This is a genomic window from Allokutzneria sp. NRRL B-24872 (assembly GCF_002155965.1).
Taxonomy (GTDB): Bacteria; Actinomycetota; Actinomycetes; order Mycobacteriales; family Pseudonocardiaceae; genus Allokutzneria.
Genome location: NZ_MUMH01000001.1, coordinates 48,770 through 73,263, shown reverse-complemented (window position 1 = coordinate 73,263; position 24,494 = coordinate 48,770). Strand labels below are relative to the sequence as shown.

Annotated in this window: 18 protein-coding genes; 7 read left to right on the top strand and 11 right to left on the bottom strand. The window is 70.7% G+C overall.

Annotated elements, in window-relative coordinates; translation table 11 throughout:
* Positions 1 to 1,381 (bottom strand): cell wall metabolism sensor histidine kinase WalK (locus CCN37_RS00310; protein ID WP_086818550.1); only part of this gene is annotated, 1,381 nt, incomplete at its 3' end.
* On the bottom strand, positions 1,359 to 2,099 hold the full coding sequence (locus CCN37_RS00305; RefSeq protein WP_086818549.1) for a response regulator transcription factor: 741 nt from the start codon (positions 2,097 to 2,099) through the stop codon (positions 1,359 to 1,361). The genes CCN37_RS00305 and CCN37_RS00310, both read right to left, overlap by 23 nt.
* 160 nt (positions 2,100 to 2,259) lie before the next feature.
* On the opposite strand from CCN37_RS00305, the gene CCN37_RS00300 reads away from it, so the two are divergent.
* Entirely contained in the window at positions 2,260 to 2,766 is a 507-nt protein-coding gene (locus CCN37_RS00300) for a hypothetical protein (protein ID WP_086818548.1), read from the top strand.
* Between the two features lie 20 nt (positions 2,767 to 2,786).
* On the opposite strand, the gene CCN37_RS00295 is transcribed toward CCN37_RS00300, so the two are convergent.
* Both CCN37_RS00295 and CCN37_RS00290 read right to left on the bottom strand, forming a co-directional pair.
* Positions 2,787 to 3,434 (bottom strand): fibronectin type III domain-containing protein, encoded by a 648-nt coding sequence (locus tag CCN37_RS00295; protein WP_246842732.1) that lies wholly within the window; start codon positions 3,432 to 3,434, stop codon positions 2,787 to 2,789.
* A gap of 58 nt (positions 3,435 to 3,492) precedes the next feature.
* A complete protein-coding gene (locus CCN37_RS00290) occupies positions 3,493 to 4,095 on the bottom strand; it encodes a LamG domain-containing protein (RefSeq protein WP_143261328.1) in 603 nt (200 codons plus the stop codon).
* A 205-nt stretch (positions 4,096 to 4,300) separates the two neighbouring features.
* Between CCN37_RS00290 and CCN37_RS00285 the strand changes: the two genes are divergently transcribed.
* A complete protein-coding gene (locus CCN37_RS00285; protein WP_086818547.1) occupies positions 4,301 to 5,194 on the top strand; it encodes an aldo/keto reductase in 894 nt (297 codons plus the stop codon).
* On the opposite strand, the gene CCN37_RS00280 is transcribed toward CCN37_RS00285, so the two are convergent.
* Genes CCN37_RS00280 through CCN37_RS00265 form a run of 4 tightly spaced genes read right to left on the bottom strand, consistent with a single transcriptional unit; the run spans position 5,174 to position 14,521 of the window.
* A complete protein-coding gene (locus CCN37_RS00280; protein ID WP_086818546.1) occupies positions 5,174 to 5,422 on the bottom strand; it encodes a DUF4291 family protein in 249 nt (82 codons plus the stop codon). The two genes, CCN37_RS00285 and CCN37_RS00280, sit on opposite strands and share 21 nt — an antisense overlap.
* 10 nt (positions 5,423 to 5,432) lie before the next feature.
* The gene (locus CCN37_RS00275; RefSeq protein ID WP_086818545.1) at positions 5,433 to 6,266 is read right to left on the bottom strand and encodes an alpha/beta fold hydrolase; all 834 of its coding nucleotides are present in this window, start codon (positions 6,264 to 6,266) and stop codon (positions 5,433 to 5,435) included.
* 3 nt (positions 6,267 to 6,269) lie between these two features.
* Positions 6,270 to 13,547: a type I polyketide synthase gene (locus CCN37_RS00270; protein WP_086818544.1), complete on the bottom strand. Its 7,278-nt coding sequence runs from the start codon at positions 13,545 to 13,547 to the stop codon at positions 6,270 to 6,272.
* Positions 13,544 to 14,521, bottom strand: coding sequence for a prenyltransferase/squalene oxidase repeat-containing protein (locus tag CCN37_RS00265; RefSeq protein WP_086818543.1), 978 nt, complete (start codon positions 14,519 to 14,521; stop codon positions 13,544 to 13,546). The genes CCN37_RS00270 and CCN37_RS00265 overlap by 4 nt, the downstream gene beginning before the upstream one ends.
* A 231-nt stretch (positions 14,522 to 14,752) precedes the next feature.
* On the opposite strand from CCN37_RS00265, the gene CCN37_RS00260 reads away from it, so the two are divergent.
* A complete protein-coding gene (locus CCN37_RS00260) occupies positions 14,753 to 16,342 on the top strand; it encodes a class I adenylate-forming enzyme family protein (protein ID WP_168200466.1) in 1,590 nt (529 codons plus the stop codon).
* Complete coding sequence (locus CCN37_RS00255) at positions 16,339 to 17,595, top strand: cytochrome P450 (RefSeq protein WP_086818541.1); 1,257 nt, start codon at positions 16,339 to 16,341, stop codon at positions 17,593 to 17,595. Before CCN37_RS00260 ends, CCN37_RS00255 begins: the two co-directional genes overlap by 4 nt.
* Here CCN37_RS00255 and CCN37_RS00250 read toward each other — a convergent pair.
* Complete coding sequence (locus CCN37_RS00250) at positions 17,558 to 18,466, bottom strand: MaoC/PaaZ C-terminal domain-containing protein (protein ID WP_086818540.1); 909 nt, start codon at positions 18,464 to 18,466, stop codon at positions 17,558 to 17,560. The genes CCN37_RS00255 and CCN37_RS00250 overlap by 38 nt on opposite strands.
* Positions 18,467 to 18,508: 42 nt before the next feature.
* Entirely contained in the window at positions 18,509 to 18,937 is a 429-nt protein-coding gene (locus CCN37_RS00245; protein WP_086818559.1) for a VOC family protein, read from the bottom strand.
* Between the two features lie 67 nt (positions 18,938 to 19,004).
* Between CCN37_RS00245 and CCN37_RS00240 the strand changes: the two genes are divergently transcribed.
* Positions 19,005 to 20,543, top strand: a complete 1,539-nt coding sequence (locus CCN37_RS00240) for an MFS transporter (protein ID WP_246842731.1) — start codon at positions 19,005 to 19,007, stop codon at positions 20,541 to 20,543.
* Between the two features lie 78 nt (positions 20,544 to 20,621).
* On the opposite strand, the gene CCN37_RS00235 is transcribed toward CCN37_RS00240, so the two are convergent.
* Positions 20,622 to 21,287 (bottom strand): HSP18 transcriptional regulator, encoded by a 666-nt coding sequence (locus tag CCN37_RS00235; protein ID WP_246842730.1) that lies wholly within the window; start codon positions 21,285 to 21,287, stop codon positions 20,622 to 20,624.
* A 78-nt stretch (positions 21,288 to 21,365) separates the two neighbouring features.
* Between CCN37_RS00235 and CCN37_RS00230 the strand changes: the two genes are divergently transcribed.
* Positions 21,366 to 21,797, top strand: a complete 432-nt coding sequence (locus CCN37_RS00230) for an Hsp20/alpha crystallin family protein (protein WP_086818539.1) — start codon at positions 21,366 to 21,368, stop codon at positions 21,795 to 21,797.
* Positions 21,798 to 22,102: 305 nt separating this feature from the next.
* A complete protein-coding gene (locus tag CCN37_RS00225) occupies positions 22,103 to 24,457 on the top strand; it encodes an NB-ARC domain-containing protein (RefSeq protein WP_086818538.1) in 2,355 nt (784 codons plus the stop codon).
* The last annotated feature ends 37 nt before the right edge of the window (positions 24,458 to 24,494 follow it).

Below are 24,494 nucleotides of genomic sequence, written 5' to 3'. Positions count from 1 at the left end.
TCGCCAGGCCGAGGCCGGTGCTCCCGGCGGCGCGCGAGCGCGAGGTGTCGCCGCGGGCGAAGCGCTCGAACACCTCGGGTTGCAGTTCCTCCGGAATGCCGGGGCCGTCGTCGTGCACGCTGAGCACCGCGTGCCCGCGCGTGGTCGTGAGTTTCGTGGTCACCACCGCGCCGGGCGGGGTGTGCGTGCGCGCGTTGGTGAGCAGGTTGGTCACCACCTGGTGCAGCTGGCTCGCGTCACCGCTGACGGTGATCTCGGTGGGCGGCAGGTCGAGCAGCCAGCGGTGGTCGCGGCCGGCGACCTGCGCGTCGGCGACGGCGTCGACGACGAGGCGGGTCAGGTCCACCGGGCTGTGCACCACCGGGCGGTCGGAGTCCAGGCGCGCCAACAACAACAGCTCCTCGACCAGCGCGGTCATCCTGGTCGACTCCGACTCGATGCGGCCCATCGCGTGGGCGACGTCCGGTGGGACGGCCTCGGTGCCGCGCCTGGTCAGCTCCGCATAGCCGCGGATCGAGGCCAGCGGGGTGCGCAGCTCGTGGCTGGCGTCGGCGACGAACTGGCGGACTCGGCTCTCGCTGGCCTGGCGCACGGCGAGCGCGTCCGCGACGTGGCTGAGCATGTGGTTGAGCGCCGCGCCGACCTGGCCGACCTCCGTGCTGGGGTTGGTGTCGCGGTCCGGGACGCGCACCGACAGCGCGACCTCGCCCCGGTTGAGCGGCAGCTCCGCCACGCGGCGCGCGGTGGTCGCGACCCGGTCCAGCGGGCGTAGCGTGCGCCGGACGATCCACGCGCCGACCAGGCCCGCCACCAGCAGCCCCGCCGCCGCGACCCCGCCGATGATCAGGCCGAGCCGCAGCAGCGTCTGCTCGACCTCGGTCAGCGGCATCGCCACGACGCGACCCCGCCCGGACGCCTGCGCGCGGAAGCGGCCGAACTCGCCAAGGGTGATGGTCCGCGGCCGCTCTCCCGCGCGCAGCGACACCAGCGGGGCCAGCGCGTCTGCGGGCAGATCGCGTTCGAGCGCCTGCGATCCGGTGTCCACGAGCTGCCTGGCGCGCGTGAGCTGACCGTCAACGACGTCCGCCGAGATCGTCCCGAGCGGAAGACCGGGATTGGTCAGGAAGAGCGCCCCCCTGCCACCCGGCGGCGGGGACGGCGGCCGGGGCGGGCGCTGCATCTCCGCGGCGAGCCTGCGGTCGAGCTGGTTCATCAGGAAGCCGCCGAGCGCGACCTCGGTGATCACGCCGACCATCAGCAGCACCAGTGCGAGCAGCGCGGTGACCTGGATGACGAGCTTGCGGCGCAGCGACCAGTCCGCCGTCGAGAACGCGAACAGGCGGCGCCAGCCCCCGCCATCACCCCGCTGGTTTGAGGACATACCCGGCACCGCGCATCGTGTGGATCATCGGCTCCCGGCCCGCGTCGATCTTCTTGCGCAGGTAGGAGATGTAGAGCTCGACGATGTTGGCCTGGCCGCCGAAGTCGTAGCTCCACACCCGGTCCAGGATCTGCGCCTTGCTCAGCACCCGCTTGGGGTTGCGCATCAGGTAGCGCAGCAGCTCGAACTCGGTCGCGGTGAGCTCGATCGGGGCGCCCGCCCTGCGCACCTCACGGCTGTCCTCGTCCAGCACCAGGTCGCCGACCACCAGCTCCGCGCCGTCGGCCGCCTTGGCCACCCGGGTCCTGCGCAGCAGCGCGCGCAGCCGCAGCACGACCTCCTCCAGGCTGAACGGTTTGGTCACGTAGTCGTCGCCGCCCGCGGTCAGCCCGGCGATCCGGTCGGCGACGCCGTCCTTCGCGGTCAGGAACAGCACCGGCAGCTCCGGCGCCTCGGCCCGCATCTTCGCCAGCACCTCCAGCCCGCCGAGGTCGGGCAGCATGATGTCCAGCACCACCACGTCCGGCCGGAACTCGCGCGCCATGCGCACGGCCGTCATGCCGTCGCCCGCGCTGCGGACCTCCCAGCCCTCGTAGCGCAGCGCCATCGAGACCAGTTCGGCCAAGCTCGCCTCGTCGTCGACGACGAGCACGCGCACCGGCTGCCCGTCCGCACGGCGGAGGTCGGAGCGCGATGTCTCAGCGTTCACCGTGGCCATGCTCCCAAGGTCGTGCGCGTGGTTGTGCCCGAGCTATGCGTTTCCTGTGTATCAGCTGTGCGCTCGCACGGCACAGCGTGTCCCCATCGTGCGCACAGCCGCCGCACAGGCTCGGCCGCTGTTGTTGTGCTGTCAGCTTCGAACGAGCACAGGAGCCCCGATGAGCACTGAGACGCAGGAGCCCGGCTGGGGCGGACCGCAGCCCGAGCCCACTCGCACCTGGTCGGCCCGCAAGACCGCCGTCGCCGCCGCGATCGCGGTCGGCATCGCGGTAGCGGGCGGCGTCACCATCTACGCGGTCGGTGGCGAGACCCAGTCGGCACTGGGTCCCGGTGGTGGCGGTCGCGGCCCGATGATGTTCGGCCCCGGCGGCGGACCGGTGCGGGAGTCGCTGCACGGGGAGTTCGTCGTCTCCGACGGCAAGGGCGGCTACAAGACCGAGCGCATCCAGACCGGCTCGGTCACCGAGGTCAGCGCCACGTCCATCACCGCGAAGAGCGTCGACGGCTACACGCAGGTCTACACCGTCGACGCGGCCACGGTCGTCAACAACGGCGCGAAGATCGACAGCGTGAAGTCCGGAGCGTCGGTGACGATCACGGCGGACACGTCGAACAAGGCAACGTCCATTGTGGACAGTGTGGCGGGACGCGGTCCCCGGCGGTGAGCCGGCACACCGCCACACACTCAACCGCCTGTGACCAGGCGAACCACGTTCGACAGCTCCCCGGAGAAGTACGCCCGGACCCGGTACTCCGCCACCTTCTCCTCCGCCAACGTCACCAACCCGAACGAGTTCACGTCCGCGTCCAGCACCGCGGCCACCCGGAACTCCGGAGCTCCCGCAGCGCGAACCTCAAGGAAGTACCCCTCCTCGTCCGCCGCGTTGTCCGTCCACGTGAACAGAATCCCGTTGGCGTGCTTCACTTCCGCGCGCACGTCGGTCGGAGTGGCGCCCGACGAACGCACGGGGTGCCGAATGGAACTGGAAGCCACCACGCGCGGCGGAGCCCACGAGTGATCAGCCGACTCGTCGAAGTCGCCAGGCGGCAGTGAAACGGAGACCGTGTCCGAAGCGGGACCGAGGACCGATCGGAGGCGGTAGTAGAACGGAGTCCTGGGCATGAGATCGGGGTGCTTGTACGCGTGCTGGCTGGGCGGCGCGTACTGGAGAACGGTGTAAGGGCCGTCGGGCTCAGTGGCGAATTCGACGGCCTGGGTCGCCGAGCCGCGCCATTCCAGGCCGATGTCTGTCGGGGACAGCATCTCCGCTCGCAGCGCGGACGAGCACCCGGTGAGCAGAAGTGCTGACAGGGCAAGGAGAACTCGCAGCACGGGAACCGCCTTGCGTGGAGGGCGGCGGCCCCGGACGGGACCGCCGCGGTGGGAAGGGCTACTTGCGCCAGAACCCGATGTTGCTCCACGTCACGGTGGCGGGGCCGTTGCCGCTGTTGGTGCGGTACGCGCCGAACTTGTCGTAGAAGCTGCCGCCCGGGCTGGAGGTCCGGTGGCGCAGTGAGCCGTTGATGTAGGTGCGGTGTTCGCTGCCGACCTGGTGCACGGTGTTGACGCGCACGGTGGTGCCGACGGTGGCGCCGCTGGCGACGGTGTCACCGCCGTGCACGGCGTAGAGCCTGCCGCCGCGTTCCACGGCGAGCATGAAGAACGGGCCGCTGGCTGACTCGTGGAACGTCTGCTTGAGGCTGATCCGGGTGCCACCCATGCTGGTGATCCGGAACGAGCCCTCGAACTGGCGGGTTCCGCCGGTGTAGGTCGCGTAGCGCCGTTCGGCGCGCTGGTCACCGCTGGCGGTGGAGCACGACAGCGTGAAGGTGAGTCCGCTGACGCTGCCGCACCCCCTCTCCTGCACGGTGAACGAGGGCGAGTGGGACGTCCAGCCGCCCGGCTCGACCTCGGCGCCCGCGGTGCCCGGTGCGAGCAGCAGCAGTCCGCCGACGAGCGCGGCCCCGGTCAGTGCGCGTGGCTTCATCGCCATCACCAAACCTCCGGTTGAAGCAGGGAACGCGGCGGTCCGGCAAGGGTGACAGCCGATCGCAGATGTGACAAGCATTCACGTATGTGGACGACCGAGCGCTGTCCCGCAGGTGGTTCCAGCCGCGCAACGGCGCCAGCACCGCCTTGGGTTCGTCGGTCTTCAAGACCACCAAACCCCGGCGAGGCACAGGACCTAGGCTGGTCACATGCTCGGACTTGGCTTGGCCGCGCTCGGCCGCCCCGCCTACATCAACCTCGGCCGCGAGGACGCCCTGCCGCGAGAGCGCACGGTCGAGGCGATGCGGCTGGCGTGCTGGGAAGTTCTCGACGCGGCGTACGCGCGCGGAGTCCGCTGGGTGGACGCGGCGCGCTCCTACGGCCGCTCCGAGGAGTTCCTGGCCGGATGGTTGGCGGACCGCGCGATCACCGACGTGACGGTGTCGAGCAAGTGGGGCTACGCCTACGTGGCCGACTGGCGCCCGGACGCCGAGGTGCACGAGGTCAAGGAGCACTCGCTCGCGCGCTTCACCACGCAGTGGGCGCAAACCCAAGCGCTGCTTGGCAAGCAGGTCGGCTACTACCAGGTCCACTCGCTCACACAGGACAGTCCGCTGTTCACTGACGAGCCGCTGCTCGAAGCACTCGCCACGCTCGCGGAGTCCGGGGTCCGCGTCGGTTTCTCCACGTCCGGTCCCGCGCAGGCCGCGACGGTGGAGCGCGCGCTGGAGCTGGGGATCTTCACCGTCGTTCAGTCCACTTGGAACGTTCTCGAACCCTCCGTCGGCCCCGCGCTGAGGCAGGCTCACGAAGCCGGAGCGCACGTGCTGCTCAAGGAGACCGTCGCCAACGGCAGGCTCATCGCGGACCCGCCCGCGCGGATCGCCGAGCTGGCGGAGCGCCACGGAGTTGGCCCGGACGCCGTCGCGATCGCGGCCGCGCTGGCCCAGCCGTGGGCGGACACCGTCCTCAGTGGAGCGGCGAGCACCGAGCAGCTGGCGTCGAACCTCCGCGCGCTCGATGTCGACGTGGAGGACCTGAGCGATCTCGCCGAGCCCGCAGAGCAGTACTGGGCGACAAGATCACGCCTGGCCTGGAACTAGGTGGCCGAGCGCGGCCGGATACGGCTCCTCGACGGGGAGAAGTTCCCGTGCGGCGGCCTGATCGCCCTCGCGCACAAGGCTGTGCACGCGCTTGGCGAGCTCGGGGACATCGGTGATCGACACGACCCACTCGTCCGTGTAGCGCCGCGTGGCCTCGCCGCCGAGGCCGAGCCGCAACGCGCGGATCTCGTACAGGGACATGCGCCCAGGATGGGTGGGACCCGTCATCTCAGGCCAGCTAGCTTCGCAGGAAGTCCCGCACCGCCTCGGCCACCGGGTCGGGGTTCTCGACGTGCAGGTGGTGTCCGCCCGCGAAGGTCATCTTGGTCAGGTTCGGCACGGCCGCGAGCCTGCCGGGGTAGTAGTCCTCGCGCAGCGCTGTCCGCTCAGCCTCGGCGAACAGCACGGGCGCGGTGATGGCGCTGAGGTAGGCGCGCACCTGCTCCTCGGTGAAGGTCATCGTGAACGGGTGGCGGAGCCGGTTGTCGCTGCGCCAGGAGAATCCGCCCGGAACCTCCCGCACATCGCGCTCCAGCAACAACTCCGCCGTGTCGAGCAGGATGTCAGCGAGTTGCACGCGCGCCTTCAACGCCTGCGAGCGGGTGCGGTACACGGGCGCGGGCTCGTCGGCGAGGTAGGCCGACAGGTAGCGGCTGACGCTCTCCACGCCCACGTCGGGCGACGCGGAGAGCGGGCCGATTGCATCGATCAACACCAAACGTTCCACCAACGAGGGTGCCACGCCCGCGACGAGGGCGGACAGCGCGCCGCCGAGCGAGTGCCCGACGAGCTGGAGCCGTTGCCAGCCCTGGACCTGCGCGAGTTCGAGCACGCACGCGACGTGGTCCAGGTACTGGCAGGTCGGAGACGGGATCGGGTCGGACAGGCCGTGCCCCGGCAGGTCAACGGCGACGAGGTCGAAGCCGGGGAGCCGCGAGGCCATCGGGGCGAAGCTCGCGCAGTTGTCCAGCCATCCGTGCAGGCACAGCACCGGCAGCCCACCCGGGGTGCCGAAGCGCCTGCCCCGCAGGGTGATCCCGGCGCGGGGCAGGCGGATCTCGATCTCCTCCACGGACTACCGCTCCGCCATGCGCTGGAGCAGCTGGCCCGCGAGTTGTTCCACGCTCGGACCCTTCATCAGCTCCATGATCGTCACCTTCGCGCCCAGTTCGCGCTCGAGCCAGGAGCTGATCTCCACCGCCAGCAACGAATCGAGGTAGTCCATCAGCGGCTTGGAGTCGTCCAGGTCCGCGGACGGCATGCCGAGGACCGTCGCAACGCGCGCCCGCAGCACCTCGCGGAGCAGGAGTTCACGCGAGTCACCGCTCTGCGTGCGCAACCGCTGGCGCAGCGAGCCCGACACCGCCTGATCGGAGGTCGCCGACCCGTGCAGCTCGACCTGCTCGGCGTAGCGGGGCGGCACGTCCTCGCCGTACTGCTGGAAGAACCTGGGCCAGTCCATCGGCAGCACACCGACGTTGGAGTGCGCGGTCGTCAGCAGCTCGCTCAGCACGCGGAACGCCTCGCGCGCGGTGAAGTCGTGCATGCCCGACGCCGCGACTAGCTTGGCCACATCGGCGTGCCGCGCCACGTAACCCGCGTCGGAGATCGCGCCCCAGTTCACCGCGAGCGCGGGAAGCCCTTGCGCGGCACGGTGTTCGGCGAGCTGGTCGAGGAAGCTGTTGGCCGCCGCGTAGTTCGCCTGGCCGCGGTTGCCGATCATCGAAGCCGCTGAGGAGAACAGCACGAACGCGCGCACCGGCAGCTCCTTGGTCAGCTCGTGCAGGTGCCACGCGCCCAACGCCTTCGGCGCGTGCACGCGCTCCATGCGCTCGTCATCCAGGTCGGTGAGCAACGCGTCGTCGAGCACCATCGCGCAGTGCAGCACTCCGGCCAGCGGCGGGAGATCGCAGGCGATCCGGTCCAGCACACCCTGCACATCGGAGCGCGAACTGACGTCGGCCGCCTCGACGACGACCTCAACGCCCTTGGCGCGCAGCGCTGCCACGCGATCGGCCGCCTCGGGGCGATCGGCGCCGGAGCGGCCGAGCAGCACGAGGTGCGAAGCCCCCGCGGTGGCGAGCGAATCGGCCATCGCCAGGCCGACCCCGCCGAGGCCGCCGGTGATCAACCACGTCCCGGTCCAGTCGGCTGGACGGGGCTGGGGCCGCACGGTCACATCGCGCTCGTCCATCGCGAGCACGAGCTTGCCGACGTGCTTCGCCGCAGCCATCTGCCGGAACGCTGCCTCGGCCTGGCGAGGGTGGAAAACGCGGTACGGCAACGGGTTCAGCTCACCCGTGGCCAGCAGTCCGACCAGCCACTCCAGCTCCGCGCGGACCTCGGCGGGCCGGTCGACGATCAGCTGGCGCAGGTCGAAGCTGAGGTAGGCCAGGTTGCGCAGGAACGGCCGCAGACCGAGCCGCCGGTCGTCCAGCAGGTCGCGCTTGCCGATCTCCACGAACCGCCCGTACGGGGCCAGGCAGTCGAGACTGCGCGTGGCCGCCGCACCGGTCAGCGAATTGAGTACCACATCGACCCCGGTACCACCCGTCGCGGCGCGAACGTGCTCGACGAAGTCCAGGGAGCGCGAGTCCATCACGTGCTGGACACCCAACGACCGCAACAGTTCCCGCTTCTCCGGCGAACCCGCTGTCGCGAACACCTCGGCACCCGCGCGCCGGGCGATCTGGATGGCCGCGAGGCCCGTGCCGCCCGCCGCGGAGTGGATCAGCACGCGGTCGCCGGGCCGAATCCTGGCCAGGCGCTCCAACGCGTACCAGGCGGTGAGGAACACGATCGGCGTGGACGCGGCTTCCTCGAAGCCGAGCGCGGCGGGCTTGGCCACCACGTTGACCGCGTCGAGCGTGACGTGCGAGGCGACCGCCAGCTGGGCACTGCTGACCGCGATCACCTCGTCGCCCGGGGTCAGACCGGTGACGTCCGCGCCGACCCGGGTCACCACACCGGAGCACTCCGCGCCGAAGCGGTAGGACCGTGTGGTCTCCAGTGCCGGGACCTGGTCCAGCGCCGTCATCAGGTCGAGGAAGTTCAGCCCCGCAGCGACGACCTCGATCTCCACTTGCTCGGGGCCAGGCGCTGAACGGGGAACGGAGACGAGTTCCAGCGAATCGAGCGCGCCGGGCGTTCCCAGCTCCAACGCGTACGCCAGCGATGCGGCCGGAACCCGTGGACCGGGAATGGAACGCAGTCTTCGTAGGAACCGCGTCCCTGCGCGCAGAGCGATTTCCCGCTCAGGACCGGGGGAGACCAGCTCGCTCCACACGGCCTCGATCTCGCCGGGCTCGGGGGAGGCGGCAAGGTCGATCATCGTGCACTTCGACGACGGGTGTTCCAGGCCGGCGACCGTGCCGATGCCCCACGCCGGAGCGCCCGCGAGGTCCACCGTGTCGGCGCGGACCGCGTGCGCGCCCCTGGTGAGCAGGAAGATCCTTGGCGACGGGTCGAACTCGTACTGGAACAGCGCTGCGAAGTCCACAGTGGACCGTCCGCAGAAGATGATCCGAACGGGCGCGGTCACCTCGGGCTTCTCGCCCGGCGCGGCGAGGACCGCCCGACCGCCGTCAGCGGTGACCCGGGAGGCGATCTGCGCGGCGAGCGCGTCACCGGGTTCGGCGACGATGAGCCATTCGCTGACATCGCCCCAAGCCTGGCTGACGCGGACCTCCTCGGCGGCGCCGACCGGGGTGCGGGCGAGCAGCACGGTCTGGGCACCGGCCCCCGTGTGCCCGGGGTCGCCGAGCGCCGCGACGTCGTCGAAGCCGGCTGAGCGCAGGACTTCCCGCCACGCGTCGACACCGAGCAGCGGGCCGTCCTTGCGCAGCGCGAGGTCCCGGAACGCCCACCACCCCGTGGTCAGGCCGAACGTCAGGTCGAGTTGGCGGTTCCCCGGCAGTGCCTCGATGAGCCCGAGCACTCCGCCCGGCGCGAGGGCGTCCTGGAGGTGGAACAGCGTTCGCTTCAGGTCGCTGGTCGCGTGCACGACGTCCGAGGCGAGCACGATGTCGAAGGAGCCCGGCTCAATCCCCTGCTCTTCGAGATCCCGCTCGATGTCCAACGTGCGCGTGGTGAGGAAACCGTAACCGCCAAAACGATCCCGAGCCGCCTGCGCGAACGCGGGCGAGACGTCGGTGAACACGTACTCCGTGCGCTCGGGCGGCAGTACGCCGAGCACGTTGACCGTCAAGCCGCCCGTGCCGCCGCCGACCTCCAGGACCCGCAGCTGCCGCCGGGGATCGGTGGTGGCGACGAAGCGCTCCAGCGCGCGCTTCATGAGGATGTTGTAGAGGCGCGACACCGGCGAACTCTGGTAGATCGGCTCAGTCTCGTCCTGCGAACCCGCGGGGAACAACAGCTCCAGCGGATCGGCCGTGCCGGTCAGGACGTCGTGCAGGCGCGCGCCGGTCTTGCGCAGCAACAGCAGTTCCCACGCCGCAGACGGGTGGCGGGTGAAGGTGCGCGACCAGATCGCTTCGGTGTCCACAGTGGAGGAACCGGTCCAGCGGAACCGCTCTCCGTCCTGGGCGAGCAAGCCGTCCGCGACCAGGAAAGCGAGGTAGCCCGTCATCGCCTGGCGCAGACGCGGTTGCAGCCCGGCGAAGTCGTCGAGACCGAACTCATGGCCGACGCCGAACCGCGCGAGGCAGTCCATCACGTAGGCGGAGCACAGCTCGTTGAGGTCGTCCTGGTACTCCGTCGCGTAGCCGCGCCGCGAGAGCCGGACCGCCGTGACGGCCGCCTCCTCGTCCAGCTCCAGCTCCGACGGCGCAAGGGTGATGGCGCTGGCCACCGCGCTACCCGCGCCATCGGACTCGCGGTCGACCTCCCACGCGAGCCGGTAGAGGTGATCTTCGATCCCGGAGCTGTCGTGGCGGAGGACCTTGCCCTCAAGACGTGAGTACTCCGCGAGCAGTTCGCCAGAAGCACCCAGCACGCGGATGTCGACGGACAAGCCGTTGACGTCGTGCTTGTGCGCGATGGTGTGGCACCACGCGGCCTTCGAGAGGTCGCCGTGCACGCGGACGTTCGCGATCGAGGTCGGCAGGTAGGTGTGCGGCAGCAGCTCCAACGGCTTGTCGGCGGTGGGGTGCAAGATGCCGCTCTGGAAGCACGCGTCGAGCACGGCGGGGTGGAACAGGTAGCCGTCGAGAGAACGGCGGAGCAGGCGCGGGACCACGATCCGGGCCAGCGATTCGCCGGGTCCGACGTGCAGCTTGTCAATGCCGCAGAACATCGAGCCGTAGCGGTAACCCTTGTCGCTCAACACCTTGTACACGTCGGTGGCGGTGAACGACCGGTCGCACCGTGCGCGAATCGCCTCGACGCTCTCCGCTGTGTCCACAGTGGACGAGGATGCGTGGAACCTGCCGTGCACGGCGCGAATCCAGGTCGACCCGCGCACGGAGCGGTGGTGGACCTGGAAGGTGCCGTCGTCGGGATTCAGCTCGATCCGGCTCAGCTGCGGGTCTTCCTCGACCAGTACGCACGCGCGCTCGAACGCCACGTAGTCCAGACCGCAGCTCTGCCCGGTCAGCTCGCGTGCGGTGACCAGCGCGGCCTCGACGTAGGACGCTCCGGGAACGATCACCGAGCCGAAGACGTCGTGCTCGCTGACCCACGAGAGCCGGTGGTCGCTCCACCTGATCTCCCAGGTCGGCCGGACCGCGTCGACGCGCTTGAGCATCGGGTGCTCCTGCCCGCCGGCCCGGTAGCGCAGCGACACCTCGCTCTCGTTCCAGTAGCTCTCGCGCACCCACGGGTTGGTCGGCAGGTCGAGCACGTCGGCGGCCGGGTAGCGCCGCGCCCAGTCGACCTCGTGGCCCGCGACGTACAGCTCGCCCAGCGCGCCGAGGAACGACGGCCAGTCCTCGCTCTTGCGCGACAGCGAGGCAAGTACGAGCGCGTCCTCGCTGATCTCCTTGAGGGAGTTGGCCAGCACCGGGTGCGGGCCCAGCTCGACGAAGGTGTCCACGCCGTCCGCGACCAGCGCGCGCACGGCGGGCTCGAACAGCACGGGCTGGCGGAAGTTGCTCCACCAGTAGTCCACGCCCAGCTCCGTGCCGTCGATCCGCGCCCCGGTGACCGTGGAGTACATCGGGATGGTGGTCGCTCCGCCGGACATTCCGTCCAAAGTGGACAGAAGCTCGTCGCGCAGCGGGTCCATGTCCTGGCTGTGGCACGCGCAGTTCACCTTGAGCACGCGGGCGAAGACCCCGCGCTCGCCCAGCTCCGCCGCGACCGCGTCGAGCACGGGAAGGCGACCGGAGAGCGTGCTGGCGCGCGGGCTGTTCTCCGCGGACAGCCACAGCTTCCCGGGGTGCGCCTCGCACAGCGCCAGCGCGTCGTCCTTGCCGAGCGCGACGAACATCATGCCGCCGGTCGGATCGGCTTTCTCCTGGATGCGCGAGCGGTGGCAGATCACGCGCAACGCGCTGTCAAGATCGAGCGCGCCGCTGACGTGGGCGGCGGCGATCTCGCCCATGCTGTGGCCCAGCACCGCGTCCGGCACCACGCCCCAGGACTTCCACAGCTCCGTCAGCGCGACCTGGAGCGCGAACATCGTCGGCTGGAGGCAGTGCGTCTCGTGAACGCGCGACGCTTCTTCTTCCGCCACAAGAGCTTCATAGATCGACCAGCCGAGGTACTTGTGCGCCAAGCGATCGCACTCAAGGATCTTCTCCCGGTACACCGGGCTCGTTTCCAGGAGCTGGCGGCCCATCGCATACCACTGCGGCCCCTGGCCGTTGTACAGGAACGCGATCCTCCCGCGCTGTTTCAGCGGGTCCTTTGTGGACACATCGCGCAACGCGGCGACGAGTTCCGCGGGCGTGGAGCCGGAGACCGCGATCCGGTGGCCGTGGTGGGACCGGCGGAGCGCGAGGTGCGCGGCCAGCCGCTCAGGCTCGATCGGCGCGCGCTCCAAGCGATCAGCCACCTGCGCGGCGAGCTCCCGCAGTGCCGTGGAGTTGCGTGCGCTCAATGTGATCACGCTGGGAGAAGGCGGTGTTGCGAGCGCCGGGGCTTCGGCGGCGGGAGCCTCACCCAGCACGACGTTCGCGTTGGTGCCCCCGAAACCGAAGGAGTTCACGGCGGCGAGCGCGCGCGGGTACCGGCTCGGCCACGGCTGCACAGACGTCGGCACCGCGACGTGCAAGGCGTCCAGGTCGATGTCCGGGTTGGGCGCGCGGTAGTGCAGGCTCGGCGGAATGCTGCGGTGGTGCACGCTCAGCGCTGCCTTGATCAAGCCCGCGATCCCCGCGCCCGCCTCAAGGTGACCGATGTTGGTCTTGATGGAGCCGATCAGCGCGCTGTCTCCGTCGCCGCGCCCTTCGCGCAGCACGCGGCCCAGCGCGTTCGCCTCGATGGGATCACCAACGGGCGTACCGGTTCCGTGCGCTTCGACGTAGCCGATCTCCGCGGCGGCGACGCCCGCGCGCTCCAACGCGACGCGGAAGTTGGCCTCCTGCGCGTCACCGCTGGGCAGCGTGATGCCCTGCGTGCGGCCGTCCTGGTTGACCGCCGAGCCGTGGATCACCGCGTACACGCGATCGTTGTCCGCCAACGCCTTGCTGAGCGGCTTGAGCACGACGACACCAGCACCCTCGCCGCGCACGTACCCGTTGGCGCGCGAGTCGAAAGCACGTGAGCGCGAGTCGGGGGAGAGCATCGCGGCCTGGCTCAACGCGATGGCGAACTGCGGGGTGAGCATGACGTTCACCCCGGCCGCCAACGCCAGCTCGCTCTCGCCGCTGCGCAGGCTCTCGCACGCCAGGTGCACCGCGACCAGGGACGACGAGCACGCGGTGTCGATGGTCATGCTGGGGCCGCGCAGGTCCAGCGTGTAGGACAGGCGGTTGGAGACGATGCTCATGAACGTGCCGGTCGCCGAGTGCGGGCCGAGCCCTTCGACCTCGCCGAGCGCGGACTGCAACCCGCCGTAGTCCTGGCTGCACGCGCCGACGAACACGCCGGTCTGCCCACCGGCGAGCTTCGCGGGGACGACACCCGCGTCCTCCAGCGCCTCCCACGCGACCTCCAGCAACAGCCGCTGCTGCGGGTCCATCTGCTCCGCGACCCGCCCGGAGATCCCGAAGAACGCCGCGTCGAAGGTGTCGACCTCGGCCAGGAAACCGCCTTCGCGCGCGTTCATCCGGCCCGGCTGCTGGGCCTTCGGCGCGTAGAAGCGCTCGACGTCCCAGCGCTGCGGGGGAATCGGGCCGATCGCGTCGACGCCGTCGCTGAGCACGCGCCACAGCGACTCGTGGTCGGCGACACCGCCGGGCAGCCGGCAGCCGATGCCGACGATCGCGACCGGGTCGGGGGAGTGGGTCATGTCGCGGCCTCCAGCTCAGCGAAGCGCTTCAGGGTGGAGAGCACCTGAGCGGTGGTGAAGATGTGTTGGGTGGCCCGGAACGACGCGTAGGAGCTGGTCTCCGGGTAGGGGTAGGACCCGCCGTCCCACGAGCCGTTCTCGCGTTGGCGCTCAAGGAGCCAGGCCAGCCCGCTGCGCACGGCGGGGTGGTCGGTCCCGGTGCGCGCGTGCGCCAGGGTGCCCAGCGCGAGCGCGGTGTGCTGTTCCGGCGAGGAGTACTCGCCGAAACCCTCGACCTGGTGGAACCAGCTGCCGTCGGAGCGCTGGTCGGACAGCGTGAAGTCGCGTGCGGCGGCGACGGCGGCGTGGTGGCCGAACTCGGCGAGCGCCGCGACGGCGGGGCGCATCAGGTAGTAGTGGGTGCCGTAGTAGTACCAGTTGATCCCGAAGTGCCCTTCCGGCCGCTGCGCCGCGACCAGGAAGTCCAGCGCCTCCTTGAGGTGCGGCGGGTCCATGTCGAGCCCGAGCAGCGCCTGGAGCGCGAACCCGGTCACCGACGGCTCGGTCTGGAAGGCCTTCGGGATGTGCGAGTGCACCTCCGCCCACGGTCCTTCGGGGAGCTGCTGGGAGCACAGGAACTCCGCGCCCACCCGGGCCTCGTCCTCGCGGTCGAGCATGGTCAGCGCCGAGACGTACTCGCTGCTGGTCTCCGTGCAGTACTCGTCCGGAGTGGTGTCCAGCACACCCCAGCTCAGCATGCCGCCAGGTTTCGCCTTGTGCCGAAGGAACTCCAGCGCGGCGGCGGTCGTGCCCCCGTCGGTGTACGGCGCGTCGCGGTGCCAGGTGCCGATCGCCTTGAGCGCGTTGACGGTGTCCCACTCCTGGAAGACCAGCGTCTCCGGATCGTCCACAATGGACCCGTCGGGCAGCTGCCTTCCCTGGAGCCAGCGCAGCGCGGCTGCGGCTGCCTCGGTGGCCTTGGCGGCGGTGAACATCGCTGAGGCTCCTGTGTCGGGGGTCTGCGGCCGCAGTATGCATCCAGCACTTGCCCGATTTCGAACGCCGAAGGCCAAACACGGACAACCTTTCGGGTCAGCCCGATGTGGACCGCCCGGTGGTTCGACTGCACCCGTTTGGCAGTTGACACGGGTGTCCGCCTGACGGAGGGTTCCTTGCCCAGCAGGGTTTTCCCACCCCGCACCCCTCCGGTGGACGAGCGAGGTCACATGGCTGAGCCAGCGAACGGCCGCTGGGTCGAGGCGACGACCCTGGGGCACTTGCTCGACCGCCGAGCCGAGGAACACCCCGATCGGGTGGCTCTGTCGTTTCCCGGCGAACAGGCGACGTACGGTGTGCTGGCCGAGCGCGCGAACCTGTTGGCACGCGGGCTGATCGGCCTCGGCGTCGGCCGTGGCGAGCCGGTCGGCATCATGCTCTCCAACCGCGTCGACTCGCTCGCCGCGCTGTTCGCCGCCGCGAAGATCGGCGCGATCCCCGTGCCCGTCAACGCGCGCTTCAAGGGCTACGAGCTGAACCAGGTCGTGACCCACTCCGGGCTGCGCGTGCTGCTCACCGAGCCCGCGTTCACCGAGCTCCTGACCGAGACCCTGGGCGACGGCCCGCGCCTCGTGCTTCCGGATGATCCCGAGTTCCTTGAACTGGCTGGAAGAACACCAACCGAGGAGCTGCGTCGACGGCAGGCGCTCGTCCGCGTCCGCGACACCGCCGTGGTCATGTACACCTCGGGCACCACGGCCAGCCCCAAGGGCGCGATGCTCAGCCACGAGGCGTTCTGCCGGTTCGCCGCCGCGACGGTGCACGAGCGCTTCGAGCTGACGCCGGAGGACCGCATCTGGACCGCGCTGCCGCTGTTCCACATCGGTGGGATCGCCTTCGCCATCGCCTCGATCTACGGCGGATGTTCCTACGTGCACACGGGTTTCTACGATCCTGTCGTGGCGCTCGACCAGCTTGAGTCGCAACGCTGCACGATCGCCCTGCCCGGCTTCGAGACGATCTGGCTGCCCGTGGTGAACCAGCCCGACTTCGCTTCGCGTGACCTGTCCGCGTTGCGCGTGGTGATGGCTGTCGGAGTGCCGGAGCGCTTGCGGGACATGGCTTCCCGGCTGCCGTCCGCAACCCAGGTCTCGTGTTTCGGCATGACCGAGGCGTGCTCGTTCCTGGCGCTGAACCACCGATCCGACTCGCTGGAGGAGCGCGTCACCACGGGCGGGCATCCGTTGCCGGGCATGGAGTGCCGCGTCGTCGACCCGCAGACCGGCGTGGACCTCCCGCCCGGGACCGAGGGTGAACTGGTGTTCCGCGGCTCCAACTGCTTCGACGGCTACTACAAGGACCCTGAGCTGTCCCAACGGGTTTTCGACGCTGAGGGTTGGTTCCACACCGGCGACATCGCGACGATGGACGCCGATGGCAGGGTCACGTTCGTCAGCAGGCTCAAGGACATGCTGAAGGTGGGCGGGGAGAACGTCTCCGCCGCCGAGGTGGAGGGCTACCTGCTGCGCCACGACGCCGTGCTGATGGCGCAGGTCGTCGGCGCGCCCGATGACCACTACGTCGAGGTCCCCGCCGCGTTCGTCCAGCTCAAGCCGGGGGCTGAGGTCACGGAGCAGGAGCTGATCGACTTCTGCCTCGGCGCGATCGCGACCTACCGCGTGCCCCGTTACGTCCGCTTCGTCACGGAGTGGCCGATGTCCGGCACGAAGATCAAGAAGTACGTGCTGCGCGAGCGCGTCGCCGAGGAGTTGCGCGATCGCGGCATCACGCGCGCGCCGAAGTTGGTGTCGTCGCGGTGATCCGGGAGGCGGTGCGGCTCTACAAGGGCAAGGCCAGGCTCGTCCGCTCGGCGGTGCGGGGCGATCCCGTGTCGCGCGTGCTCAACCTGCCGCGCGGCCAGGCGGGCTACGACCGCTACGAGGACGTCCGCGCGGCCGGAGACCTCGTGCGCGGGCCGAGTGGCTTGTACATGACCGCCTCGCACGCGCTGTGCGGCAAGGTCTTGCGCTCGCCCGAGTTCGGCGCGGTGCCGACGACGGTGTCCAAGCGGACGCTGCGGCCGGTCGGTGGTTCGGGGCGACTGGTGCACCCGCTCGACGATTCGTTCGCGTCGGTCGACCCGCCGGAGCACGGCAGGTTGCGCAAGATCGTCGCGCCCGCGTTCACGCCGCAGGCCATGCGCGCGCAGGAGGAGTTCGTCACCGGCGTGGTCGAGGAGGAGCTGGACCGGCTCGCCGGAGCGTCCACTGCGGACCTCATCGGCGAGTTCGCCGTGCGCGTGCCCAGCCGGGTGATCTGCGAGATGCTGGGCATGCCCGTCGCCGACCACGAGCTCTTCGTGCGGTGGGGCATCGAGTTCGGCGCGATCGTCGACGGCGCGCGGACTCCGGGTGAGGTGCGCCGGACGCGGAAGTTGCTGACCGAGATGGCCTCGTACTTCAGCGATCTGTGCGACCGCCGCGCCGCCGATCCCGGCGAGGACCTGGTGTCGCGGATGGTGCGCGCGACCGAGGCGGGGGAGATGACCCGCGAGGGCCTGGTCGCCACGTGCGAGGCGCTGCTGATCGGCGGCTTCGTCACCACCGCCAACATCATCGGCAACGCGGTCGTCGGCCTGTTCGACGAACCCGAGCAGCACCAACGCTTTCTCGCCGATCCCGCTGGCCTGGCGGCGACCCTTGTCGAGGAGACGCTGCGGCTGGACGCGCCCGCGCAGTACAGCGTCCGCATCGTGCGCACGCCCACCACGCTCGCTGGCCAGGACCTCGCGGCGGGCTCGCCGATCGTGACGTTGCTGGCCGGTGCCAACCGCGACCCCGAGGTCTTCGCCGACCCGCACCGGCTCGACCTCGGCCGCCACAACCCGCACGACCACCTGTCCTTCGCGGCGGGCATCCACTACTGCATCGGCGCGAGCCTGGCGCGGCTGGAAGGACGGATCGCGTTGGCGGCCCTGTTCGCGCGCTACCCCGATCTCCGCATCGCGGGCCGGGTCCGCTACTGCCCGTCGCGGGTCATTCGCGGTCCCCAGTACCTGCCGGTACGCACGTGATCCGGCAGTCCGCGAGCACGGGTCGCTCCGGCTCGCCCGGTACCACGGTGGTGAACAAGATCTCGTCGCCGGAGCGCCACACGCGCGTCTCCAACACCTCGCCCGGGAACACGACACCCGCGAATCTGGCTTCGTAGCGTCGAATTCGCGTCGGGTCGGCGTCGAGCACCGCGTCCGTGACCGCCTTGCACACCATCCCGTAGACGCACACGCCCTGGAGCGTCGGCCCGGGGAATCCCGCCTCGCGAGCGCGCTCAGGATCAGCGTGCACCGCGTTCCGCTCACCGCACAGCCGGTAGAGCAAAGCCTGCTGCGGCAAGGTCTTCGTCACCACCACGGCATCCGGCGCGCGCTCCGGCATGGGCACCGCCAGCTCCGCCGCCGAGGCCCCGCGGTCCCCGCCGAATCCGCCTTCGCCACGCGCGTGGATGCTCGTGCGGAAGCTCAGCAGCGACTGCCCGGCACTGGTCAGCGACGCCTCTTGCACGATGATCGCCGCCGAGCCCTTGTCGTGCAGCGCCGTGATCCTGCTGCTCGCCGTCCCCGTGCCCGACGGTGGCAGTGGTCGGTGCACGACGATCTCCTGCCGCGCGTGCACGAGCTTGGCCAAGTCCAGCTCCACGCCCGGAAACCGGATCTCCGGCGGTTGCGCGTGGTAGTGCTGCGCCGCCGCGATACCGAGCGCCGCGGGCACGGTCATGCCGAAGGTCGGCAGCACGTGCGGCGCGTCGAGCAGGTAGCGCAGCTCGGCCGGATCGGTGTGCCTGGCGCCCGCCCCGAGTGCGAGGTGGTAACGCGCCACGTCGTCCTCGGCCCACGAGAACTCGTTGTCAGGCAAGGCGAAACCGATCGCCAACTCCGCGTCCAACACCCCCCAACCCTAACCCCACCGTGAACGTGCGCAACGGGTTCCCTAGACAACTTCCTGGTGTGGTGGCGGGGCTACGAAGACGCAGAAGGGGTGCCCGGCGGGGTCGGCGTAGACGCGCAGGGGCTCGTCCGGGTCCTCGCTGCGGTCCAGGAGGAGCTGGCCGCCCAGGCTGAGGACGCGTGTGTGCTGGGCGTCCAGGTCTGCGACGGAGTCCACGGTCATGTCGAGGTGGAACTGTTGCGGCACAGGCGTGTTGTCCGGCCAGCTCGGCGACGGCAGCACATCGACCCGTTGGAACGCGAGCTGCACACCACCTGGGTTCCTGAGCACCAGCCAGCCCGCGTCGCCGTCCTCGTCGCCCGGTCGGTAGGCAAGCCCGAGCAGCTGCCGGTAGAACTCCGCGAGCGTCCTGATGTCAGTGCCGTCCAGCACCACCTGCCGGATGACGGGCACTTTCTCCCGATCGGTCATGCAGACGAGTGTGCCCACGATCGACGCGGGGTAGTCCACGGCGCGTACCGGAGGACGGGAGCGGACCGTGACCCAGGAGAGCGTGCAGACCGACGTCCCGGCGCGGATGGACCGGCTGCCGTGGGCGAAGTGGCACTGGACCGTGGTGCTGGGCCTGGGCACGGTGTGGGTTCTCGACGGCCTCGAGGTCACCATCGTCGGCGCGTTGGGCGAGCGGCTGACCGACCCGGAGAGCGGCCTGCGCCTGACGGAGACCGAAGTCGGGCTCGCCGCGTCCTTCTACGTGCTCGGGGCCGTGCTGGGCTCGCTGTTCTTCGGCTACCTCACCGATCGGCTCGGCCGGAAGAAGCTGTTCCTGCTGACGCTGGCGCTGTACCTGGTCGCGACGGTGCTGACCGCGTTCTCCTTCAGCGCGTGGTGGTTCTTCCTCATGCGCTTCCTCACGGGAGCCGGGGTCGGCGGCGAGTACGCGGCGATCAACTCCGCGATCGACGAGCTGGTCCCGGCGCGCGTCAGGGGCCGCGTGGACCTGATCGTGAACGGTTCGTACTGGCTCGGCGCGGCGGTGGGCGCTGCGCTGACCCTGGTGCTGCTCGACCCGAGCCTGTTCGCGGTGGACGTCGGCTGGCGGGTGGCCTTCGCGCTCGGCGCGGTGCTCGGCGTCGGCATCCTGCTGGTGCGCCGCAACGTCCCGGAGAGCCCGCGCTGGCTGTTCACCCACGGCCGCGCCGACGAGGCCGACAAGCTCGTCGACGAGATCGAGCACAAGGTCGAGGAGCAGACCGGCGCGGAGCTGGAGCCGGTGTCCGAGCGCATCGAGGTGAAGCAGCGCGGCACGGTCGGCTTCGGCACGGTGGCCAAGGTCCTGGTGAAGACCTATCCCAAACGCACGCTGCTCGGACTGGGCCTCTTCATCGGGCAGGCGTTCCTCTACAACGCCGTCTACTTCACCCAGGCCCTGGTGCTCGGACGGTTCTTCGGCATCTCCGGCGCGACGGTCGGCGGCTACCTGATCCCGCTCGCGCTGGGCAGCCTGATCGGCCCGCTGGCGCTCGGCAAGCTCTTCGACACCGTCGGCCGCCGCACGATGATCTCCATCTGCTACTTGGGTTCCGGCGTGCTGCTCGTCGGGACGGGCCTGCTCTTCCAGCAGGGCCTGCTCACCGAGACGACGCTGACGATCGCGTGGACGGCGGTCTTCTTCCTCGCCTCGGCGGGCGCGAGCGCGGCCTACCTGACCGTCTCGGAGATCTTCCCGCTGGAGATCCGGGCGATGTCGATCGCGCTGTTCTACTCGGTCGGCACCGGACTCGGCGGCATCATCGGCCCGGCCCTGTTCGGCGTGCTCGTCGAGACCGGCCAGCCCTCCGCCGTCGCGGTCGGCTACTACATCGGCGCGGCCGTGATGATCTTCGGTGGCGTGGTGGAGATCGTGCTCGGCGTGGAGGCGGCGGGCCGGTCGCTGGAGGACATCGCCAGCCCGCTGTCGGCTGCCACCCGGTCCGGGGACGCGCCGCCACCGGGCACCGCCGACGCCCCAGCCGGGGAGTCGGCGATCAGTGCGAGACCGAGGCGATCGCCTCCGCGCTCCGGCACGAGCCGCTGACCAGGGCTGAGCGGCGTGCGCGCCTCGGAGTTGCCCAGATGGGCGGGCCGGGTTCGCCGCAGCGCCGCGCCAAGAGCGCTACCGCGCGCGCTGAGCGTCGCGGAGTTCGCTCGTGCGCTCGGTGATCTCGTCGATCTCCCCGGCCAGTCCCGGGTGCGCGCCGTGCAGGTGCGCCGACGCGGCGGCGAGCGGCCCCAGCAGCGCTGAGCTGTCGTCCGATCCCAGCGCGTCGCGCACATCGTCGACGCTGGCCCTCGCCGCCTCGGAGAGCCCGCTCAGTCCGGCGACCCGGCCGCTCAAACCGCGCAACCGGCCCGCGTTCTCGTTGGCCCACGCGGTCACGGCGCGCTCGCCCGCACGCCGGTCGCGCTCGGCTCGCACGCGCGCCTCACCGGTGTCCTCCAGGTTCTCGACGCCCTCGGTGCGCAGTCGCAGGTAACGGCGCTCAGCGGCTTGGCGGCTGGCGACGCCGAGCGCCGGGGCCAAGCGCACCCAGCTGGCGCCGCCCTCGCGCGCGGCGCCGATGAGCCGGGGTTCCCACGTCGCCAGTTCCTCGCGCAGCCCGCGCAGCAGGGTCAGCGCGGCGAGCACTTCCTCGGGCGTCGCCGAGCCGTCCCCGGTGACGGAGCGGACCAGCTCCAGGGCCTGGGCGACGGGATCGGGCGAACTGGTCGCGCGGGCGGAGAGGGTTTCCCGCGCCGCAGTGGCCTCGTCCATCGTGATGTCGTCCCTTCGTTGACGCATGGACTTGTCATCGTTTCGATGACATGTTAGAACAGTGTCGCGCGTTGACACCAGACGAGAACAACAGGAGGTGGAACGATGTTGATGCGCACCGACGCGTTCCGGGAGTTCGACCGGCTCGCCCAGCAGGTCTTCACCGGCACCTGGTCGCGCCCGGCCGCCATGCCGATGGACGCCTACCGCGAGGGCGAGGAGTTCGTGGTCGCCTTCGACCTGCCCGGGGTCTGCCCGGAGGCGATCGAGCTGAGCGTGGAGCGCAACGTGCTCACGGTCAAGGCGGAGCGGCGTCCCGCGACGAGCGGGGACAAGGTCGAGATGCAGGTGGCGGAGCGCCCGCTCGGCGTCTTCTCCCGCCAGCTCTTCCTCGGCGACGCCCTCGACGCCGACCGCATCGACGCCAGCTACGACGCGGGTGTGCTGACGCTGCGCATCCCCGTCGCGGAGAAGGCGAAGCCGCGCCGCATCGAGGTCGCCTCCGGCGCCCGCGCGCCCCGGCAGATCAACGCCTGACCCCTCCGCGTCCCTCCCCCGGTGACGGTCCCGGCGGGCATCCCCCAGCCCGCCGGGACCGCGCTCCCGCGCCCGCCGAGGACTGGCGCGAGCGTCTAGAATTCCTCCCGTGACCGCCCTGCGGGTCACCCGTCTGCGTGATCCGCCGCGCCACACCCCGCCGGATGGCCCGGAGGGACCGGCAACCGCCGGACATGCTCTAGTTTGCTCGCGGGCGCGCAGCGGCCCGTCGGTATCAACAGCCGTCACGACAGCGAGGAAGCGATGACCTGCAGGGCCATGGACGCCCCGGACGCGGTCGGCACGTGAGCCGCCTGCGCCAGCGCGGGGTACCGGCCGCGGTCAACAGCTTCGTCGGCCGCGTGGAAATCCTGTCGGAGGTTCGGGAGAAGCTCGCGGGCAGCGCCCGCCTGGTCACCATCGCCGGGACGGCCGGGGTCGGCAAGACGCGGCTGGCCGAGGAGGTCGCCCGCACCGAGGTCGACGCCGGGGCCTACCCCGACGGCGTGCACCTGCTGCGGCTGGGCGATCTCGCCGACCCGGACCTTCTCGCCCAGACCGTGGCCAGCGAGCTGGGCCTGCGCGACCAGTCCACGCGCTCCTCGCTGGACCTGCTGATCGAGCACCTGCAGACCCGGGACATGCTGCTGGTGCTGGACAACTGCGAGCACCTGGCCGACTCCGCGGCCGAACTGGTCGGCACCCTGCTGCTGTCCTCGCCGAAGCTGCGCGTGCTGGCCACCAGCAGGCAGTGGCTCGACCTGGCCGCCGAGCACGTGATCGCGCTCAAACCGCTGCCCTTCCCGGACATGCAGCTGGAGCACCCGGTCGACACCCTCGCCGACTACGACGCGGTCCGGCTGCTCATCGACCGCGCCGACGCGGACGGCGTCGCCATCGACCGCGACACCATCGTCGACGCCGCCAAGCTCTGCCAGCGGCTGGACGGCATCCCGCTGGCCATCGAACTGGCGGCGCGCCTGCTCATCGCCCAGTCGCTGCCCGAGGTGCTCAACCGGCTGGAGGAGCTGACCCCGCGCGCGGCGGGCGGCACCCGGCTGGCCCGCAACCGGCGGCGCACCCTGGAGGACGCGCTCAGCCTGAGCTACAGCCTGTGCCAGCCGGACGAGAAGCGGCTGTGGGCGCGGATCTCGGTCTTCGCCGGCGGTTTCGACTGGCTGGCCGCCGAGGAGGTGTGCATCGGCGAGGGCATCCAGCGCGACGACATCCTGCCGCTGCTGGCCGACCTCATCCGCAAGTCGATCATCACGACGGAGATGCAGGACGGCAGGACCCGCTACCGGGTGCTGGACTCCGTGCGGCAGTTCGGCGCGCGGCGGCTGGCCGAGTCCAACGAGGAGGGCACGCTGCGCCAGCGCCACCTCGACCACTACCGGGGCCTGGCCGCCGAGCACGCCCGCGAGTGGTTCTGCGAGCGCGAGGTCGAGCTGCTCATCCGGTCCTGGCGCGAGCTGCCGAACCTGCGCGCCGCCATCGACTTCTGCCTGGAGACCCCCGACCAGGTCTACGTCTCCGCCGAGATCGCGATGAACCTGGCCCGGCTGCGCTCCTGGTACTTCACCGGCAGCCTGGGCGATGCCCGCAAGTGGCTGGACAACGCGCTGATCCGGCAGACCGACGGCGAGGCCAGCACGCTGAGCGTGACCATGCTGTCCCTCGGCGCGTGGATGAGCGTCATCCAGGGCGACCGCACGCGCGCCGACATGCTGATGCAGCGCTGCGACGCCGAGATCGCGGTGCTGCTCGGCGACGACGTCACCCCGAGGACCCTGGCCGCGCAGGCACCGCCATCGGTGCTGTGGGCCAAGGGCAGCTACGGCTTCCTCCGCAGAGCGGACCCCCGGTCGCTGGAGGTGCTGATCGCCGCGCGCGACCGCTTCCGCGTGGAGGGCGACCCGGGCGACGCGCACATGGCCGCGCTGTTCCTGGCGATGGGCACGGCCTTCCTCGGCGAGCCCGAGCAGGCGCACGAGGCCAGTGCCGTGGTGCTCGCCGAGGCCGAGGCCGCCGGTGCGGAGTGGGCGATCTCCTGGGCGATGTGGGCGCAGGCGCTGACCGAGCTGATGCACGGGGAGCCGAGCAAGGCGGTGCCGATCTTCCGCGCCTCGCTGAAGCGGCAGCACGCCATCGGCGACCGGTGGGGCCCGGTGTGGGGGGTGGAGACGCTGGGCTGGACCGCGGGCGCGCTCGGCGACCACCGCAGGGCGGCCTGCCTGCTCGGCGCGGCGGCCCGGTTGCAGACCCAGACCGGTGTGACCATCGCCGGGCTCACCCCGTTCGAGGACCGCAGGGCGGTGACCGAGCGCGCGGCGCGCCTGGCGCTGTCCCCCGAGGACTACGCGGCGGCCTACAACACGGGGCGGGACAAGGACTTCGACCAGATCGTGGCGATGGCGCTGAGCGAGGACGAGGTCGAGGAGGACACCGTCACGGGTTCGGCGGAGTCGGTGCTGAGCAAGAGCGTGCTGGCCACCGCGCGGCTGATCGCGCAGGGGCTGACCAACAGCGAGATCGCCGCCCGCCGCAACCTCTCGGTGCGCACCATCGAGGACCACGTGAACATCGCCAACGCCCGGCTCCGGGTGAACAACCGCGTCAAGATCGGCAACTGGGTCCGCGAGCACGACAGCCAGCGCTAACAGCGCTGACAGTGGACACAGGCAACGCGGGGGACAT

Bases quoted from the DNA above. Each gene is read 5' to 3' on its own strand.
- CCN37_RS00245 (WP_086818559.1), bottom strand. From the start codon at position 18,937: ATGACCGATCGGGAGAAAGTGCCCGTCATCCGGCAGGTGGTGCTGGAC.
- CCN37_RS00265 (WP_086818543.1), bottom strand. From the start codon at position 14,521: ATGTTCACCGCCGCCAAGGCCACCGAGGCAGCCGCAGCCGCGCTGCGC.
- CCN37_RS00285 (WP_086818547.1), top strand. From the start codon at position 4,301: ATGCTCGGACTTGGCTTGGCCGCGCTCGGCCGCCCCGCCTACATCAAC.
- CCN37_RS00260 (WP_168200466.1), top strand. From the start codon at position 14,753: ATGGCTGAGCCAGCGAACGGCCGCTGGGTCGAGGCGACGACCCTGGGG.
- CCN37_RS00300 (WP_086818548.1), top strand. From the start codon at position 2,260: ATGAGCACTGAGACGCAGGAGCCCGGCTGGGGCGGACCGCAGCCCGAG.
- CCN37_RS00235 (WP_246842730.1), bottom strand. From the start codon at position 21,287: ATGCGTCAACGAAGGGACGACATCACGATGGACGAGGCCACTGCGGCG.
- CCN37_RS00280 (WP_086818546.1), bottom strand. From the start codon at position 5,422: ATGACGGGTCCCACCCATCCTGGGCGCATGTCCCTGTACGAGATCCGC.
- CCN37_RS00230 (WP_086818539.1), top strand. From the start codon at position 21,366: ATGTTGATGCGCACCGACGCGTTCCGGGAGTTCGACCGGCTCGCCCAG.
- CCN37_RS00290 (WP_143261328.1), bottom strand. From the start codon at position 4,095: ATGGCGATGAAGCCACGCGCACTGACCGGGGCCGCGCTCGTCGGCGGA.
- CCN37_RS00270 (WP_086818544.1), bottom strand. From the start codon at position 13,547: ATGACCCACTCCCCCGACCCGGTCGCGATCGTCGGCATCGGCTGCCGG.
- CCN37_RS00305 (WP_086818549.1), bottom strand. From the start codon at position 2,099: ATGGCCACGGTGAACGCTGAGACATCGCGCTCCGACCTCCGCCGTGCG.